Below are 15,324 nucleotides of genomic sequence, written 5' to 3' on the forward strand. Positions count from 1 at the left end.
AGGATTGCAACGATGTTCAATGACCTGAGTCGCCTCGGTAAATACCTCGGTCAGGCCGCGCGCCTGATGGTCGGCATGCCCGACTACGACAACTATGTCGAACACATGCAAACCAAGCACCCGGACAAGCCGGTGATGTCGTACGAGGCGTTCTTCCGGGAACGCCAGGAGGCACGCTACGGCGGCAAGGGCGGTCCGAAGTGCTGTTGAGGCACTGCGTTTAGGCAATACCCCGGCAGGAGCCGGCGGGCCCGACGATGGCGTTCCAAGGAGCGCTCTCGCCAGGTTCGCCGGCTCCTGCGTTTTCAGGCATGGGAGACCCTGTTTTGCACAATCCTGTTCCCGTCACCGTTCTCAGCGGTTTTCTCGGCGCCGGCAAGACCACCTTGTTGCGCCATCTGCTCAAGGCCGAGCACGGTTTGAAGATCGCCGTGATCGAAAACGAATTCAGCGACGCCGGTATCGACAGCCAGTTGCTGGGCACCGAGCCGGTTCAAGTCATGACCCTGTCCAATGGTTGTGTCTGCTGCACCATCCACACCGACCTGAGCAAGGCCCTGTACTTGCTGTTGGAGCGCCTGGACAGCGGCGAGATCGCCTTCGACCGGCTGGTGATCGAGTGCACTGGCCTGGCGGATCCGGCGCCGGTGGCGCAGACCTTCTTCATCGATGAAGAGCTGCGCGAGCGCTATATCCTCGATGGCATCATCACCCTGGTGGATGCCAAACACGCCGAGTTCCACCTGAGCCAGACCATCGCCCAGGCGCAGATCGGCTTTGCCGACCGCTTGCTGGTGAGCAAGCGCGACCTGGTGGACCAGGACAGCTTCGAGGCCCTCTGCCAGCGCCTGACACGGATCAACCGCCGGGCGCCGATCCATGTGGTTGATCACGGCAGTATCGAGCTGGCGCAACTGCTGGATGTGCGCGGCTTCAATCTCAATGCCGACCTGGGTGGGGGCATCAGCCTGCGTCCGGTGAGCAAGGCGCCATCGGTGGATCGCATCGCCAGCCTGGTGTTGCGCACCGAGCAGGCGCTGGACCTTGCGCGCCTGAGCGAATTCATGAATGAGCTGCTGGAAGAGCACGGCCAGCAGTTGCTGCGCTACAAGGGCGTGCTGAACGTCATCGACGAACCCCGGCGCATGGTGTTCCAGGGGGTGCTCAAGCTCTACGGCTTCGACTGGGACAGCGAGTGGGCTGCAGACGAAGTTCGCGAGAGTGTGATGGTGTTCATCGCCGATGACCTGCCGGAAGAGAAGATTCGCCAGGGCTTCGCGCGGATGCTGGCCGGCTGACACGGCGCTGCGCAGCCTGCTCCTCCAGGCCCCTGAGCAAGCGCAGTTGCAGGTGTTCCAGGTGCTGTTGCATCAACGCCTCGGCCACCGTGGTGTCGGCTTCCTGCAACGCCTCGACGATGGCGGCGTGTTCCTGCCAGGCGCAATGCTGCAAGGCCTGGCCCGCCAGTTGGGCGATGGCCAGGGAGGTCAGGGGCACCAGGCTGCCGAGGAAGTTGGCCAGGGGCGCATTGCCGGCCAGTTGTGCCAGTTGCAGGTGGAACTCCCCTGACAGGCGGATGGCCGGGCCATGCCAGCCGCGTTCGATGGCCTCGCGCTCGCGGGAAACCAGTTGGTGCAAGGGCTGCAAGCGCTTGCGTGGCTGCTGGCAGGCCAGGCGCACCAGGGCGATTTCCGCCAGGCGCCGGGCGTGGAGGATCTGCCGGGTCTGCTCCAGGTCCGGTGCCGCCACCTGGGGCCGGTGGTTGGGTCGCAGGATCACTACCTGCTGGTGGAACAGGCGCGCCAGTACCTGACGCACGATACTGCGGCTGACGCCAAAGGCCTGGCCCAGGCTGTCCTCGGTGAAGCGGCTGCCGGGGGCGATGCGCTGCTCGAGGATGGCATCGAAGATCTGCGGGTAGACATCGTCCACCAACAGCTTCTTCGCACCACGTCGACGCAGGTTGGCTACCGGGGTGAAGCGAGGGTTTTCCAAGGCGTGGCTGACCATGGCCGGTCTCCGGTCCAGTTGCTGATACGGGATGGGTTACCGGGCGTCCGGGCCCAGGTGGTCGTCCGGGATGTTCAGTTCGATGCCCATGCGCTGGCCCTCCTGGAGGATGTGCCGGCGCATCTCGGCGCTGGCCTGGGCGCTGTTGCGATTGCGGATCGCCCGGACCACCGCTTCGTTTTCCTCCAGGCGTTCGGCCAGGTGCTCGGGAGACTCGCGCAGGATCCGCGCGCTCTGCCTGAGGGCGTTGCTGGTCTGCTGCACCACGTTCTGGAAGATCGGGTTGCTGGTCAGGGTGAACAGTTCTTCATGGAAAGCGATGTAGGCATTGGCCCCGGCTTCGGCGTCGCTGGCTTCCAGGGCTTCGCGCATGTCCATCAGGGTCAGGCGTAGCTGGCCGATCTCCCGGCTGCTGATGGATTGCGCCACCAGGCCGACGATGAAGGGCTCCAGGGTATAGCGCAGCTGCAATACATCCTCCAGGCTGGCGCCGGCCAGCGTGGCTTCCGGGCCCTGGAGCTCGTCCAGGGGAGCATCGAGCACCAGCACGCCCTTGCCGGGCATGGAACGCACCAGGCCCAGGGTTTCCAGGACGATCACCGCTTCACGCAGGCTGGGCCGGCTGATCCCCAGCTGTTCGGCCAGTTCACGCTGTCCGGGCAGCATATCGCCGGAGCGCCACTGGCCGCGGGCCAGGGCGGCCCGCAGCTTCTCTACCACTGAGTTCACAACCGTTGACGAGCTGATCACTGTCGACTCCATGTAAGGGGCGCGCGTTGTCGCGCGCTGATTGCTGTGCCTGGCGCGGGCCGGCACAAGGATGGATCAGAATTCCTGCTGGCTCCCGCTCGCAGCCTTGCGGGCCTGGAAACCATAGCCTTGCTGGCCGCTGAGCACCTTGTCGGCTCGCTGGAGATCGATGTCCTGTTCCCAGCGGGCGATGGCGACCGTGGCCACGCAATTGCCGATCAGGTTGGTCAGGGCCCGGCCGATGCCCATGAACCAGTCCACCGCCAGCACCAGTACCAGGCCCACCACCGGGATCGCCGGGATCGCGGTCAGGGTCGCCGCCAGGATCACCAGGGCCGAGCCGGGAATGCCATGGGCGCCCTTGGAGGTGATCAGCGATACCAGCAGGATGGTCAGCAGGTCCGCCATGGACAGCGGCGTGCCGGTGGCGTTGGCGATGAAGACGATGGCCAGGGTCAGGTAGATGGAGAAACCGTCGAGGTTGAACGAGTAACCGGTAGGAATCACCAGGCCCACGGTGGAACTGCCGATCCCCAAGTGTTCCAGCTTACGCATGATCTGTGGCAGTACCGCGTCCGATGACGCAGTGCCAAGGACGATCAGCAGCTCCTCGCGCAGGTACTTGAGGAAAGGCAGCATGCGCAGGCCCGACAGGCGCATCACCAGGCCCAGGATCAGCGCGACGAAAGCGCTGCAGGTCAGGTAGAACAAGCCCACCAGGCTGCCCAGGTGCTGTAGCGAGTCCAGGCCGTACTTGCTGGTGGTGAAGGCAATGGCGCCGAACACGCCGATGGGTGCCAGGCGGACGATCATGCCCATGATGCGGAAGATCACGTGGCTCAGTTCGTTGATCAGGCGCGAGATCCCCGAGGCGGCTTCGCCCACCAGGTTCAGCGCGCTGCCGAACAGCACCGAGAACAGCAGCACCTGGAGGATGTTGTTCTCGGCGAAGGCACCGAGCACCGAGGAGGGGATCAGGTCCATGAGGAACTGGGTGGTGGTGTGCATATGCTCGCTGCGCTGGGCGATATCGCCCATGTCGGCGGGAGACAGCTGCTCCAGGTGGATGTTGGCGCCGCTGCCGATGCCGGTGCTGAAGGCCATGACCAGGCCTATCACCAGGGCCAGGGTGGTGAGTATTTCGAAGTAGATCACTGATTTCAGGCCGATGCGGCCGACCTTCTTCAGGTCGCCGGCGCCGGAGATACCGCTGACCACCACGCAGAACACGATGAGGCCGATGAGCATCTTGATCAGCTTGATGAAGGCATCGCCCAGGGGTTTGAGTTGCGAGGAGTATTCGGGGAGGGTGAGGCCGCACACGATGCCGAGCAACAGCCCGAGCACCACTTGGAGGAAGATCGAACGCGAGCACCATTTGAGCATGGGAGGAGTCCTGGTCGGTGTCCGGCCTGCCGTGCATTCGAGACGCAGCGGGTGGCGGACTTAATTATTGTGGTCTTACCGGTTTGTCCAGTGCAGGCGCAGTCTACGCTCGGTTTTTTTGGGTTTACAAGAGGGATCGGGAAAGTTGGCTTTACCGGTCTGACCAGTGGCCTTGCACCGTCTACCCGGACTTTCGGCCTGGTGGCTTTCAGGAGCCATGCAAGGTCCATTGCAGAGCCTTGGAGGTTTTTTGCGGGGCGCGTCGCCGCCTGCATTAGCCGCTAGAGGGAGTTTTCTGCGGGCATGAAAAAGCCCGGCGCCAGGCCGGGCTTTTCTGTTGCGGTGCGGTGCTGATTAAGCGCCGTACACCGGCAGCTTCTTGCAGATGGCCTTGACCTTCTCACGTACGGCGTCGATCACCGCTTCGTTGTTCAGGTCAGCCAGGATGTCGCAGATCCAGCCGGCCAGTTCGCGGCACTCGGCTTCCTTGAAGCCACGGGTGGTCACGGCTGGAGTACCGAAGCGCAGGCCGGAGGTGACGAACGGCGAGCGTGGGTCGTTTGGCACGGAGTTCTTGTTCACGGTGATGAAGGCCTTGCCCAGGGCGGCGTCGGCATCTTTACCGGAGATGTCCTGCTTGATCAGCGACAGCAGGAACAGGTGGTTTTCAGTACCGCCGGAAACCACGTCGAAACCGCGCTCGATGAACACGCTGGCCATGGCCTGGGCGTTCTTCACCACTTGCTGCTGGTAGGTCTTGAACTCAGGCTGCAGGGCTTCCTTGAAGCAGATGGCCTTGGCGGCGATCACGTGCTCCAGCGGGCCACCCTGGGCGCCAGGGAATACGGCGGAGTTCAGCTTCTTCTCGATGTCGGCGTTGGCGCGAGCCAGGATCAGGCCGCCACGTGGACCGCGCAGGGTCTTGTGGGTAGTGGTGGTCACCACGTCGGCGAACGGCACTGGGTTCGGGTACACGCCAGCGGCTACCAGGCCGGCCACGTGGGCCATGTCGACGAACAGGTAGGCACCGACCTTGTCGGCGATTTCGCGAAAGCGTGGGAAGTCCAGGATCTGCGAGTAGGCGGAGAAGCCGGCGACGATCATCTTCGGCTTGTGCTCGACCGCCAGGCGCTCGACTTCGTCGTAGTCGATCAGGCCGTTGGCGTCGATGCCGTACTGCACGGCGTTGTACAGCTTGCCGGAGGAAGAAACCGCAGCACCGTGGGTCAGGTGGCCGCCGTGGGCCAGGCTCATGCCCAGGATGGTGTCGCCGCCTTGCAGCAGGGCCAGGTAGACCGCGGCGTTGGCCTGGGAACCGGCGTGTGGCTGGACGTTGGCGTAGTCGGCACCGAACAGCTCCTTGGCTCTGTCGATCGCAAGCTGCTCGACCACGTCGACGTACTCGCAACCACCGTAGTAGCGCTTGCCTGGGTAGCCTTCGGCGTATTTGTTGGTCAGTACCGAGCCTTGAGCTTCCATCACCGCTGGGCTGGTGTAGTTTTCCGAAGCGATCAGCTCAATGTGCTCTTCCTGGCGCTGAGCTTCTTGCTCCATGGCGGCAAAGAGATCTGCGTCGTACTTGGCAATAGTCAAATCACGGCTGAACATGGCGGTCCTCAAGGATCGGGGGGCAGAAAAGGCAGGCATTCTAACCCAATGGGTTTTGGATGGCATATGAAAGGACATCATGTCGCACAGAAGCCGCATTCAAGTGACGAGCTGCAAGCTGCAAGCGGATCGCTTTCCCTTGCGATTGGCTGCTTGTAGCTTGCCGCTGCCGCTAGTCGAACATGAACAAGGCGTCGTTGCTGAATTGCGCTTCGAAGCGGTTGGCCGGCATCGGCCGTCCGAACAGGTAGCCCTGGACTTCGTCGCAGCCGTGCTCGCGCAGGAAGTCCAGCTGTTCGTGGGTCTCTACCCCTTCGGCGATCACCGCCAGGTTCAGGCTGTGGGCCATGGCGATGATGGCGCGGGCGATCTGCGCGTCCTGTTCGCCGGACGGCAGGCCGTCGACGAAGGTGCGGTCGATCTTCAGTACGTCGATGGGGAACTGCTTGAGGTAGTTCAGCGATGAATAGCCTGTGCCGAAGTCGTCTACCGCGATACTCAGGCCCAGGTTCTTCAGGCCGTCGAGGATCTGCATCGCCTCGCTGACCTCGCGCATCAGGATGCTCTCGGTCAGTTCCAGCTCCAGGCACGCCGGCGGCAGGCCGGTGTCCCGGAGAATGGTGGCAATGCGCATGCCCAACTGGCCGTCGGAGAATTGCCGGGCCGAAATGTTCACCGAAACCTTCGGTACCCGTACCTTGGCCACATGCCAGGCCTTGAGCTGGCGACAGGCTTCGCTGATCACCCAGTCGCCGACGTCCACCACCAGCCCCAGCTCCTCCAGCACCGGAATGAAGTCGCCCGGTGGCACCAGGCCACGGCGTGGATGGCGCCAGCGCAGCAGGGCCTCGGCACCGGTCAGGCGCTTGCCGTCGCCGCTGAACTGCGGTTGGTAGTAGAGCACGAACTCCTGCTGCTCCAGGGCATGGCGCAGGTCGCTTTCCAGTTCCAGGCGTTCCAGGGCGCTGGCGTTCATGTCCGCCTGGTAGAACTGGAAGTTGTTCTTGCCGCGTTCCTTGGCGTGGTACATCGCGGTGTCGGCGTTCTTCATCAGCTGGCTCAGTTCGTTACCGTCCTGGGGGCTCAGGGCGATGCCGATGCTGGCGGTGACGAAGAACTCCCGGCCTTCGAGGACGAAGGGTTTGACCAGGCTGGCGAGGATCTGCTCGGCGACGTGGATCGCCCGGTTCAGGGCGATTTCCCGGCTGGCGCGCGGTTGCAGCAGCAGGGTGAACTCGTCGCCGCCCATGCGCGCCACGGTGTCGTCATCGTCGACGCAACCCAGCAGGCGGACGGCCATCTCCTTGAGCATGCGGTCGCCGGCGGCGTGGCCCAGGGAGTCGTTGATCGGCTTGAAGCGATCGAGGTCGAGGAACATCAGCACCACCCAGGACTTCTGCCGCTCCGCCGATTGCAGCGCGGTATGCAGGCGGTCCTGGAACAGCGTGCGGTTGGGCAGGTGGGTCAGGGCATCGTAGTAGGCCAGGCGGTGGATCCGCTGTTCGCTGGCCTTGCGTTCGCTGATGTCGCTGAAGAAGCACACGTAGCTGGCCAGGTCGCCTTCGTCGTCGAGCACGGCGGTGATCCCGACCCAGGCCGGATAGTGCTCGCCATCACGGCGCTTGAGCCAGACTTCGCCTTCCCAGGTGCTGTGCTGGTTCAGCTGCTTGATCACGTAGCGCAGGTGGGCTTCTTGCTGTTCGTCCACGGTGAGCATGTTCGGCAGTTGGTCCAGCACCTGGGATACGGCGTAGCCGCTGACCCGGCTGAAAGCCTCGTTGGCCTGGACGATGTAGCCCGCCGGGTCGGTGATGAGAATCGCCGAGGTCGAGTGCTCGAATACCGTGGCCGCCATGCGCAGGTCTTTTTCCGCCCGGCGTTGCTGGCTGATATCGCGGCCGACCCCGAGCACGCCTTCGAAGGCGCCGTGTTCGTCCCAGACCAGCACCAGGCGCAGTTCGATGGGGATCTTGCGGCCATCGGCCCGCAGGCAGTCGAACAGGAACAGCTGGGTCTGCACCTGGCTGCGCAGTTGTGCCAGTTGCTCGGGTTTGTCCAGGGCCTTGCTGACCCGGTCCATCAGCACGTAGATGCCGGTCAGCTGCTGCGGGTTGGCGATGGTCGACTGCCAGCCGTTCTGGAACACCCATTCCACGTCGTAGCCGAGCACCGACTGCACCGATGGGCTGACGTAGTTCAGCGAGAGCTTGTTGTCGGTGGAGAAGATCACGTCGCTGATGCTCTCGGCGAGCATGCGGTAGCGCTGTTCGCTGTCGCGCAGGGATTCGCTCGCCTCGATCTGGTCGGTGATGTCCTTGGCCACGCCGATGATGCGTGTCACCTGGTCATAACGGTCCCGGGCCAGGGCCTGTTCGCGGATCTCGAAGCGCCGCCATTGGCCGCTGCGATGGCGGAACCGCAACTGGCACTGCAGCAGCTGGGCATAACCGGAATGTCGCTGGTCCTGGCGCAGTTGGTGATAGAGGTCGGCATCCTCGGGGTTGAGCAGGATCTCCCAGAAGTACTCGCCCATCTGTTGCAGTTCGGTCCTGTTGTAGCCCAGGGTCTGTCCCAGATGGTGGTTGCTGAAGATCATTCGCTGGCTGATCACGTCCTGCACGTACAGGTGATCGGGCACGGTCCGCACCACGTCCGACCAGAAGCCCTCGCGCTCCAGCAACGACAGTTCGATCAGCTTGCGGCTGGTGATGTCGCTGATGCTGAGGATCACCGCCCTGAAGTCGTCGGGCTGTTCCGGCAGGCGCATCACCAGCCACAGGTGCTGATCGTTGCCTTGGGCGTCGCTGAGCTTGATCTCCAGTTCCAGCTGCTTGTGCTGGTTGACCAGGGCCTCGAGCAACTGGCCGCCGATGGCGCTGCCGGGATTCGGGCTGCCTTCGATCAGCAATTGCCAGGCCTCGTCGCCGGAGTGGACGTTGAGCAGGCTCAGGGCGACCTGGTTGACTTCGGTGATGCGCAGTTCCTGGAGCAATTGGCGGTATTGCTCCGCATGACCGTCCTGCCAGCGCTTGAGCTGGTTGAGCGAATGCAGGTGGTGTTTCTCCAACAGGCCTGGCAGGCCGGAGATGTCCAGCACGCAGAGGGCCACGCCGGTGCCCTCGAAAATGTCCTGGTAGCGGCGCCGGCCCTCGTGCAGTTGGCGCTGGCGCCGACGGATGTTGAGCAGGGCGATCACCGGCAGCAAGGAGAAGGCCAGCCCCAGCAGGCACTTGCCGATGAAGGCCGGCAGCAGTTCCTCGAGTACCGCACGCTGGTCGAACAAACCGCGCAATTGCCAGTCGCTGTTGCCCAGGGGCAACAGCAGCACGCTGCTGGCCATTTCGTCGGGGTCGAGCATGCCGGGGGTCGGGGTGCTGCGCTCGTCACGCTTGATCACCTGGCGGCTCAGGCGGTTCTCGATCACCCAGCTCGGCTTGAAGCCGTCTTCGCTCTGGCGCACCAGGCTCTGCAGGAAGCTTGGCGCCATGCGCAGGATCCAGTAGCCACGGGTCGAGCCACTGGCCTGGTGCAGCAGCACGTGCACCACCGAGCCGTCGGCGGGGTTGCTGTAATAGAAGCGCTGCGAGCGGCTGCGCTGCACCAGTTCGGCGAGCCAGACGGCATCCTGGCTGCCCTCGGCGGTATCGCTGATGATTTCGCCCTGGGCATCGAGCAGCGCGAAGCTGCGCACATCCGGCAGGGAACGCTGGAGTTTCTCCAGCAGTTGCTGTTGTTGCTGGTTGTTCTGGGGGGCTTCGACGATCGGCAGCAGGTTGAGGGCGATCTGCGCATTGAGCGCCAGGTTCAGGCTCAGGTGGTCGGCGAGGTCGGCGCTGTAGTCGATGGCATGCTGGCGTTGGTCTTGGCGAGCCTGTTGCAGTTGGTCGAGCAACTGCCAGAACAGCAGGGCCAGGAGCAGCAGCACCAGGGTCGCCAGTGCGCCTTTGAGAGTGCCGCGCAAAGGAGGGGCCGACACAGGGGCTTTAGCGCGCGCTGGCTGTGGCGAAGTAACGTTGGACAAGCTGTGATCCTGCGGTTTGGCTGGGCTGGCGCGACGTGCACTATAAGCCGGACGCCCGAAGGGCGGCTAGCATGCCTTGAGTTGTGGCAAAGTGCCAGACCCACCTGGCCGACTATAGAGTCAGCCTGCTATCGAGCTGCAAATCCGCCAGTCGCCAGAGAATGGCTAGCGCGAAGCAGCAGATCACCACCGAGGCCGTGCGGTTGATGGCGTGGGGCGTCAACCAGGCGTGGCCGCTGCGCTTGATCCGGGCGCCGAACAGCACCCAGGCGCAACCCACCGGGATCACCACCGCGGTGAACTGTGCGACGAAATGCAGGTACAGCTCGAAATCGGCGAAGGTCTGCAGCGGGACAATGAACGACACCACCAGCAAGCCCTTGGGATTGATCAGGGTCAGCAGGAAAAAATGCCCTCGGGACACCAGGCTCTCCGGTGAACCTGGCAGGCCGCCGCCGGGCCTGCGCCAGAGCAGGTACGAGGTCCTGGCCAGGTAGCCGACCGAGACCAGTTGCATCAACTGCAGGCACCAGGGGGCGCCATTGCCGATATGACCCAGCAGGTAACCCCAGAAGGATATCTGCAACAGGTAGGCCAGGCATTCCAGCAGGCTCAAGGGCCAGGCGCGCCTGAAGCCGTTGAGTGCCCCCGAGCGCAACAACAGGGTGTTGGTCGGCCCCGGCATCAGCAGCAACAGTCCGAGTGCGGACATGATGTTCAGCATGCAAGCGGTTTCCTCAGAGTCCACCGGGCCACGAACGACTGGCGGCGGCTAATCCACCAGGTAGATCTCGACGCGCTCCTTGTGCGCCCCGATGTTGTTGCGCTTGAGGCGAATCCGCCCGACTTCGCCAGTCCTGCGCAGGTGCGTACCGCCGCAGGGCACCTGGGAAAAGCCCTCGATGAGCCAGCAACGGCGCAGATGCTCGGTATCGGTAAAGCGACTTTCGATCGGCAGGTCGGCCGCCACCAGCCGTTCGACCTCGGCGAGGATCTCGGGAAAGTACTGGCTGATGTTGCCGTCCATGGTGAAGTCGATACGTGCCTTGGCCTGGCCTATATGGGCGCCGATCTTATCCAGCCCGGGGAATTTCTTGTAGAACAGCTCTAGGACGATTTCGGCGGCGAAGTGCAGCCGCATCAGGGCATAGCGCCGTGGCCAGTCGATTTGCACATTGACCAGGTCGCCCACGGCGAAGTCCGGCGCCAAGGCCAGCCGATAGACGATGCGCTCGCCGACGACCGTGGCCTGGGTGACCTGGATGCGATCGATGGTGCCCTGGTCCGACTCCTGGCCGCCGGACTCGGCGAAGAAGATCGTTGGGCTGATCATGACGTCGGATCCTTCGACACTCAGCACGCGAGCATCCAGGGAGGTGAGGTAGGGAGTACTCCAGAAGGCACGTTCCATAGGGCTTGCCTGTCTTGTTCCATGGAGAGGGGCGAAAGGTAGCCTAGAAGCATTGGAGAGCGCTTTCGAGGAAAACTGACCACCGGCCGGGCAGTGGCTCGATGGCAGGCTCATGCCCGAGCTTGCCCATGGCCTTGTTTCTATAAGCTCTTGGGCTATTGGCAGGGGCCTTGTGCCACAGGGGCTGCATCAAGAAAAAGCGCGGCTGAAGCTCCCGGCGGTCTGCCCGCCGTCGCTCAGTTAGGTTAACCTTGAAGGTTGGGAGTGCTGTGTATCGCACCACGAGGCTTAGCAGGCCTGTTTTCACCTTTTTCACGAGGTCCATATTTTGGCTCAATACGTTTTCACCATGCATCGGCTGGGCAAGGTCGTTCCGCCGAAGCGGGAAATCCTGAAAAACATCTCCCTGTCCTTCTTCCCCGGAGCCAAGATCGGCGTACTGGGCCTCAACGGTTCGGGTAAGTCCACGCTGCTGAAGATCATGGCTGGCGTCGATACCGAATTCGAAGGTGAAGCACGGCCGATGCCGGAGCTGAACATCGGCTACCTGCCCCAGGAGCCACAGCTGGACCCGTCCAAGACCGTGCGTGAAGTGGTCGAGGAAGCGGTCAGCGTGATCAAGGACGCCCAGGCCCGCCTGGACGAGGTCTACGCTGCCTACGCCGACCCTGATGCCGACTTCGACAAGCTGGCCGCCGAACAGGCCAAGCTGGAGGCCATCCTGCAGGCCAGCGACGGCCACAACCTGGAACGCCAGCTGGAAGTCGCCGCCGATGCCCTGCGCCTGCCAGCCTGGGACGCCCGCGTCGAGCACCTGTCCGGGGGTGAAAAACGCCGCGTGGCCCTGTGCCGCCTGCTGCTGTCGGCCCCCGACATGCTGCTGCTCGACGAACCGACCAACCACCTGGATGCCGACTCGGTGGCCTGGCTGGAGCACTTCCTGCACGACTTCCCGGGCACCGTGGTAGCCATTACCCACGACCGTTACTTCCTCGACAACGTCGCTGGCTGGATCCTGGAACTGGACCGTGGCGCGGGCATCCCGTACGAAGGCAACTACTCCGGCTGGCTGGAGGCCAAGTCGGCGCGCCTGGCCCAGGAATCCAAGCAGCAGTCGGCCCACGAGAAGGCCATGAAGGAAGAGCTGGAGTGGGTGCGCAAAGGCGCCAAGGCCCGCCAGTCCAAGTCCAAGGCCCGTCTGCAGCGTTTCGAGGAAATGCAGTCCCAGGAATTCCAGAAGCGCAGCGAGACCAACGAGATCTACATCCCGGCCGGTCCGCGCCTGGGCGACAAGGTCATCGAGTTCAAGAACGTCACCAAGGGTTATGGCGATCGCGTGCTGATCGACAACCTGTCGTTCTCCATGCCCAAGGGCGCCATCGTCGGCGTGATCGGCGGCAACGGCGCCGGTAAGTCGACCCTGTTCCGCATGCTGATGGGCAAGGAGACTCCGGACTCGGGCAGCATCGAGATCGGCGAAACCGTGCAGCTGGCCTGCGTGGACCAGAGCCGTGAGGACCTGGATGGCAGCAAGACCGTGTTCCAGCAGATCTCCGACGGTTCCGACCAGATCCGCATCGGCAACTACGAGATCCCGTCGCGCACCTATGTCGGCCGTTTCAACTTCAAGGGCGGCGACCAGCAGAAGTTCGTCAAGGACCTCTCCGGTGGTGAACGTGGCCGCCTGCACCTGGCCCTGACCCTGAAGGAGGGCGGCAACGTCCTGCTGCTCGACGAACCGTCCAACGACCTCGACGTCGAGACCCTGCGTTCCCTGGAGGAAGCCCTGCTGGACTTCCCTGGCGCCGCCATCGTGATTTCCCACGATCGCTGGTTCCTGGACCGCGTGGCCACCCACATCCTGGCCTACGAGGACGATTCCCAGGCAGTATTCTTCGAAGGCAACTACACCGAGTACGAAGCCGACCGCAAGAAGCGCCTGGGCGAAGCCGCGGCGCAACCGCACCGTGTACGGCACAAGAAGCTGGCCTGATCGGCTCGCTGCTGGAGAAAAACGGAGCCCACTGGGCTCCGTTTTTTTATGCCTGGAGAATGTATCGGCGGGGTAATTTCCCGGCTGTGGAGCACGTTCAAAGTGAGTGCAAAGCTGCGGCGTTTTGTCACCAATCCAGTGCGTACGAAGCCCGCAGATCGGGTCGATTTATATTTTTTGCACCATTTAAATTCATAACTGCGACATTTTGCTCTGTCCCAGTGCAGATTGAATTGCTAAAGTCCCTGGCAAATCTCCCCCTTAACGACAATAAATCCGCCGAGACTTTCCATGATCGAATCCGTCGAAGACTTCCTCGCCCGCCTGAAAAAGCGCGATCCGGACCAGCCAGAATTCCACCAGGCGGTGGAGGAGGTACTGCGTAGCCTATGGCCGTTTCTCGAAGCCAACCCGCATTACCTGGAGTCCGGGATTCTGGAGCGGATTTGCGAGCCGGAACGTGCCGTGGTGTTTCGTGTGTCCTGGGTCGACGACCAGGGCAAGGTTCGGGTCAACCGTGGTTTCCGCATCCAGATGAACAGCGCCATAGGTCCCTACAAGGGCGGCCTGCGCTTCCATCCGTCGGTGAACATGGGCGTGCTGAAGTTCCTGGCTTTCGAGCAGACCTTCAAGAACTCCCTCACTTCCCTGCCCATGGGCGGCGGCAAGGGCGGCTCGGACTTCAACCCCAAGGGCAAGAGCGATGCCGAAGTCATGCGCTTCTGCCAGGCCTTCATGAGCGAGCTGTACCGGCACATCGGTGCGGACGTGGACGTGCCGGCCGGGGATATCGGTGTCGGTGCCCGGGAAATCGGCTTCCTGTTCGGCCAGTACAAACGCCTGAGCAACCAGTTCACCTCGGTGCTCACCGGCAAGGGCATGAGTTACGGCGGTAGCCTGATTCGCCCGGAAGCCACGGGCTTTGGCTGCGTGTACTTCGCCGAGGAAATGCTCAAGCGGCGTGACGACCGGGTCGAAGGCAAGCGCGTGGCGATCTCCGGCTCCGGCAACGTGGCGCAATACGCCGCCCGCAAGGTAATGGACCTGGGCGGCAAGGTGATCTCGTTGTCGGACTCCGAAGGCACCCTGTACTGCGAGCCCGGCTTGAGCGAAGAACAATGGCAAGCGGTGCTGGAGCTCAAGAACGTCCAGCGTGGGCGCATCAGCGAACTGGCCAGCCGCTTCGGCCTGGAGTTCCGTGCCGGCAAGACGCCATGGGACCTGCCTTGCGATATCGCATTGCCTTGCGCCACCCAGAACGAGCTGGACGCCGAGGCGGCCCGCACGCTGCTGCGCAATGGCTGCATCTGTGTCGCCGAGGGCGCCAACATGCCCACTACCCTGGAGGCTGTGGATATCTTCATCGACGCTGGCATCCTGTTCGCCCCGGGCAAGGCCTCCAACGCCGGTGGGGTGGCGGTGAGCGGGCTGGAAATGTCGCAGAACGCCATGCGCCTGCTGTGGACCGCCGGCGAAGTGGACAGCAAGCTGCACGCCATCATGCAGTCGATCCACCATGCCTGCGTGCATTACGGCGAAGAAAACGGCCGGATCAACTACGTCAAGGGCGCCAACATCGCCGGGTTCGTCAAGGTGGCCGATGCCATGCTGGCCCAGGGCGTTGTCTGAATCGGTTCAGGCCGGTTCGATGCCGATGACCTCGATCAAGCGGTCGCCCGCCGGCCGCTGCCACCAGACCTCGTCCCCGAGACGCGCGCCCAGCAAGGCGCGACCCAGGGGCGAGGCCCAGTTCACCAGGCCCCTGGCGACATCGGCCTGGTCCTCGCCGACCAGTTGCACACTCTTTTGGTCGCCTGTTTCATCCACATAAGTCACCCGGCTGCCAATCTGTACCCGGTCGGTGGCGCTCGCCTGTACCACCTGGGCGCTGTGCAGGCGCTGGGTGAAGTAGCGCAGGTCCCGTTCCAGCTCCGCCAGGCGCTGGGGATCGCCGGCATCTTGCAGCCCGCGCTGCTGGTGCTGTAGCTGCGCAACCTTGTCCTGGAGCTCCACCAGCCCCTGTGGCGTAACGTAGTTGGGCTGGCTGCTGACCTGGCGCTCCACCGGTTGTGCGGCTTGGGCGGCGGCCTGGTCTTCGTTGACGAAAGCACGACTCATGGCGGTTCTCCCTGGTTGGGGTTGGCC

The 15,324-nt window shown here is 63.3% G+C and carries 12 protein-coding genes; 4 read left to right on the forward strand and 8 right to left on the reverse strand.

Going from position 1 to position 15,324, the window contains the following annotated elements:
• Positions 1–12 precede the first annotated feature (12 nt).
• Together CAG11_RS15930 and yjiA are read left to right on the forward strand one after the other, a co-directional pair.
• On the forward strand, positions 13–210 hold the full coding sequence (locus CAG11_RS15930) for a YbdD/YjiX family protein (protein WP_007937254.1): 198 nt from the start codon (positions 13–15) through the stop codon (positions 208–210).
• A gap of 101 nt (positions 211–311) precedes the next feature.
• Positions 312–1,298, forward strand: a complete 987-nt coding sequence (gene yjiA / locus CAG11_RS15935; RefSeq protein WP_371857901.1) for a GTPase — start codon at positions 312–314, stop codon at positions 1,296–1,298.
• On the opposite strand, the gene CAG11_RS15940 is transcribed toward yjiA, so the two are convergent.
• From CAG11_RS15940 to CAG11_RS15970, 7 genes are all read right to left on the reverse strand, one after another.
• Complete coding sequence (locus tag CAG11_RS15940; protein ID WP_085597032.1) at positions 1,234–2,010, reverse strand: GntR family transcriptional regulator; 777 nt, start codon at positions 2,008–2,010, stop codon at positions 1,234–1,236. The genes yjiA and CAG11_RS15940 overlap by 65 nt on opposite strands.
• 36 nt (positions 2,011–2,046) lie before the next feature.
• Positions 2,047–2,760, reverse strand: coding sequence for a FadR/GntR family transcriptional regulator (locus CAG11_RS15945; RefSeq protein ID WP_085597033.1), 714 nt, complete (start codon positions 2,758–2,760; stop codon positions 2,047–2,049).
• A 75-nt stretch (positions 2,761–2,835) separates the two neighbouring features.
• A complete protein-coding gene (locus CAG11_RS15950) occupies positions 2,836–4,146 on the reverse strand; it encodes a C4-dicarboxylate transporter DctA (protein ID WP_022641113.1) in 1,311 nt (436 codons plus the stop codon).
• 354 nt (positions 4,147–4,500) lie between these two features.
• Entirely contained in the window at positions 4,501–5,754 is a 1,254-nt protein-coding gene (gene glyA, locus CAG11_RS15955; protein WP_022641112.1) for a serine hydroxymethyltransferase, read from the reverse strand.
• Between the two features lie 172 nt (positions 5,755–5,926).
• Entirely contained in the window at positions 5,927–9,775 is a 3,849-nt protein-coding gene (locus CAG11_RS15960) for an EAL domain-containing protein (protein WP_085597034.1), read from the reverse strand.
• 112 nt (positions 9,776–9,887) lie between these two features.
• Complete coding sequence (locus CAG11_RS15965) at positions 9,888–10,499, reverse strand: LysE family translocator (protein WP_085597035.1); 612 nt, start codon at positions 10,497–10,499, stop codon at positions 9,888–9,890.
• Between the two features lie 48 nt (positions 10,500–10,547).
• The gene (locus CAG11_RS15970; RefSeq protein WP_085597036.1) at positions 10,548–11,186 is read right to left on the reverse strand and encodes an alanyl-tRNA editing protein; all 639 of its coding nucleotides are present in this window, start codon (positions 11,184–11,186) and stop codon (positions 10,548–10,550) included.
• A gap of 328 nt (positions 11,187–11,514) precedes the next feature.
• Here CAG11_RS15970 and ettA point away from each other — a divergent pair, with 328 nt between their 5' ends.
• Positions 11,515–13,179, forward strand: coding sequence for an energy-dependent translational throttle protein EttA (gene ettA, locus CAG11_RS15980; protein ID WP_031320563.1), 1,665 nt, complete (start codon positions 11,515–11,517; stop codon positions 13,177–13,179).
• A 291-nt stretch (positions 13,180–13,470) separates the two neighbouring features.
• Positions 13,471–14,808 carry an NADP-specific glutamate dehydrogenase gene (gene gdhA / locus CAG11_RS15985; protein ID WP_085597038.1) on the forward strand — a complete coding sequence of 446 codons (1,338 nt, stop codon included), beginning with the start codon at positions 13,471–13,473 and terminating at the stop codon, positions 14,806–14,808.
• Between the two features lie 6 nt (positions 14,809–14,814).
• Here gdhA and CAG11_RS15990 read toward each other — a convergent pair whose 3' ends face one another.
• On the reverse strand, positions 14,815–15,297 hold the full coding sequence (locus CAG11_RS15990; RefSeq protein WP_085597039.1) for a GreA/GreB family elongation factor: 483 nt from the start codon (positions 15,295–15,297) through the stop codon (positions 14,815–14,817).
• Positions 15,298–15,324 lie beyond the last annotated feature (27 nt).

This window comes from Pseudomonas sp. B6(2017) (assembly GCF_002112765.1).
In the GTDB taxonomy this organism is placed as follows: Bacteria; Pseudomonadota; Gammaproteobacteria; order Pseudomonadales; family Pseudomonadaceae; genus Aquipseudomonas; species Aquipseudomonas piscis.

What these genes read in the sequence shown, in the direction of transcription:
- glyA (WP_022641112.1), bottom strand. Translation starts at nt 5,754, where the DNA reads ATGTTCAGCCGTGATTTGACTATTGCCAAGTACGACGCAGATCTCTTT.
- gdhA (WP_085597038.1), top strand. Translation starts at nt 13,471, where the DNA reads ATGATCGAATCCGTCGAAGACTTCCTCGCCCGCCTGAAAAAGCGCGAT.
- yjiA (WP_371857901.1), top strand. Translation starts at nt 312, where the DNA reads ATGGGAGACCCTGTTTTGCACAATCCTGTTCCCGTCACCGTTCTCAGC.
- CAG11_RS15950 (WP_022641113.1), bottom strand. Translation starts at nt 4,146, where the DNA reads ATGCTCAAATGGTGCTCGCGTTCGATCTTCCTCCAAGTGGTGCTCGGG.
- CAG11_RS15990 (WP_085597039.1), bottom strand. Translation starts at nt 15,297, where the DNA reads ATGAGTCGTGCTTTCGTCAACGAAGACCAGGCCGCCGCCCAAGCCGCA.
- CAG11_RS15930 (WP_007937254.1), top strand. Translation starts at nt 13, where the DNA reads ATGTTCAATGACCTGAGTCGCCTCGGTAAATACCTCGGTCAGGCCGCG.
- CAG11_RS15970 (WP_085597036.1), bottom strand. Translation starts at nt 11,186, where the DNA reads ATGGAACGTGCCTTCTGGAGTACTCCCTACCTCACCTCCCTGGATGCT.
- CAG11_RS15940 (WP_085597032.1), bottom strand. Translation starts at nt 2,010, where the DNA reads ATGGTCAGCCACGCCTTGGAAAACCCTCGCTTCACCCCGGTAGCCAAC.
- CAG11_RS15965 (WP_085597035.1), bottom strand. Translation starts at nt 10,499, where the DNA reads ATGCTGAACATCATGTCCGCACTCGGACTGTTGCTGCTGATGCCGGGG.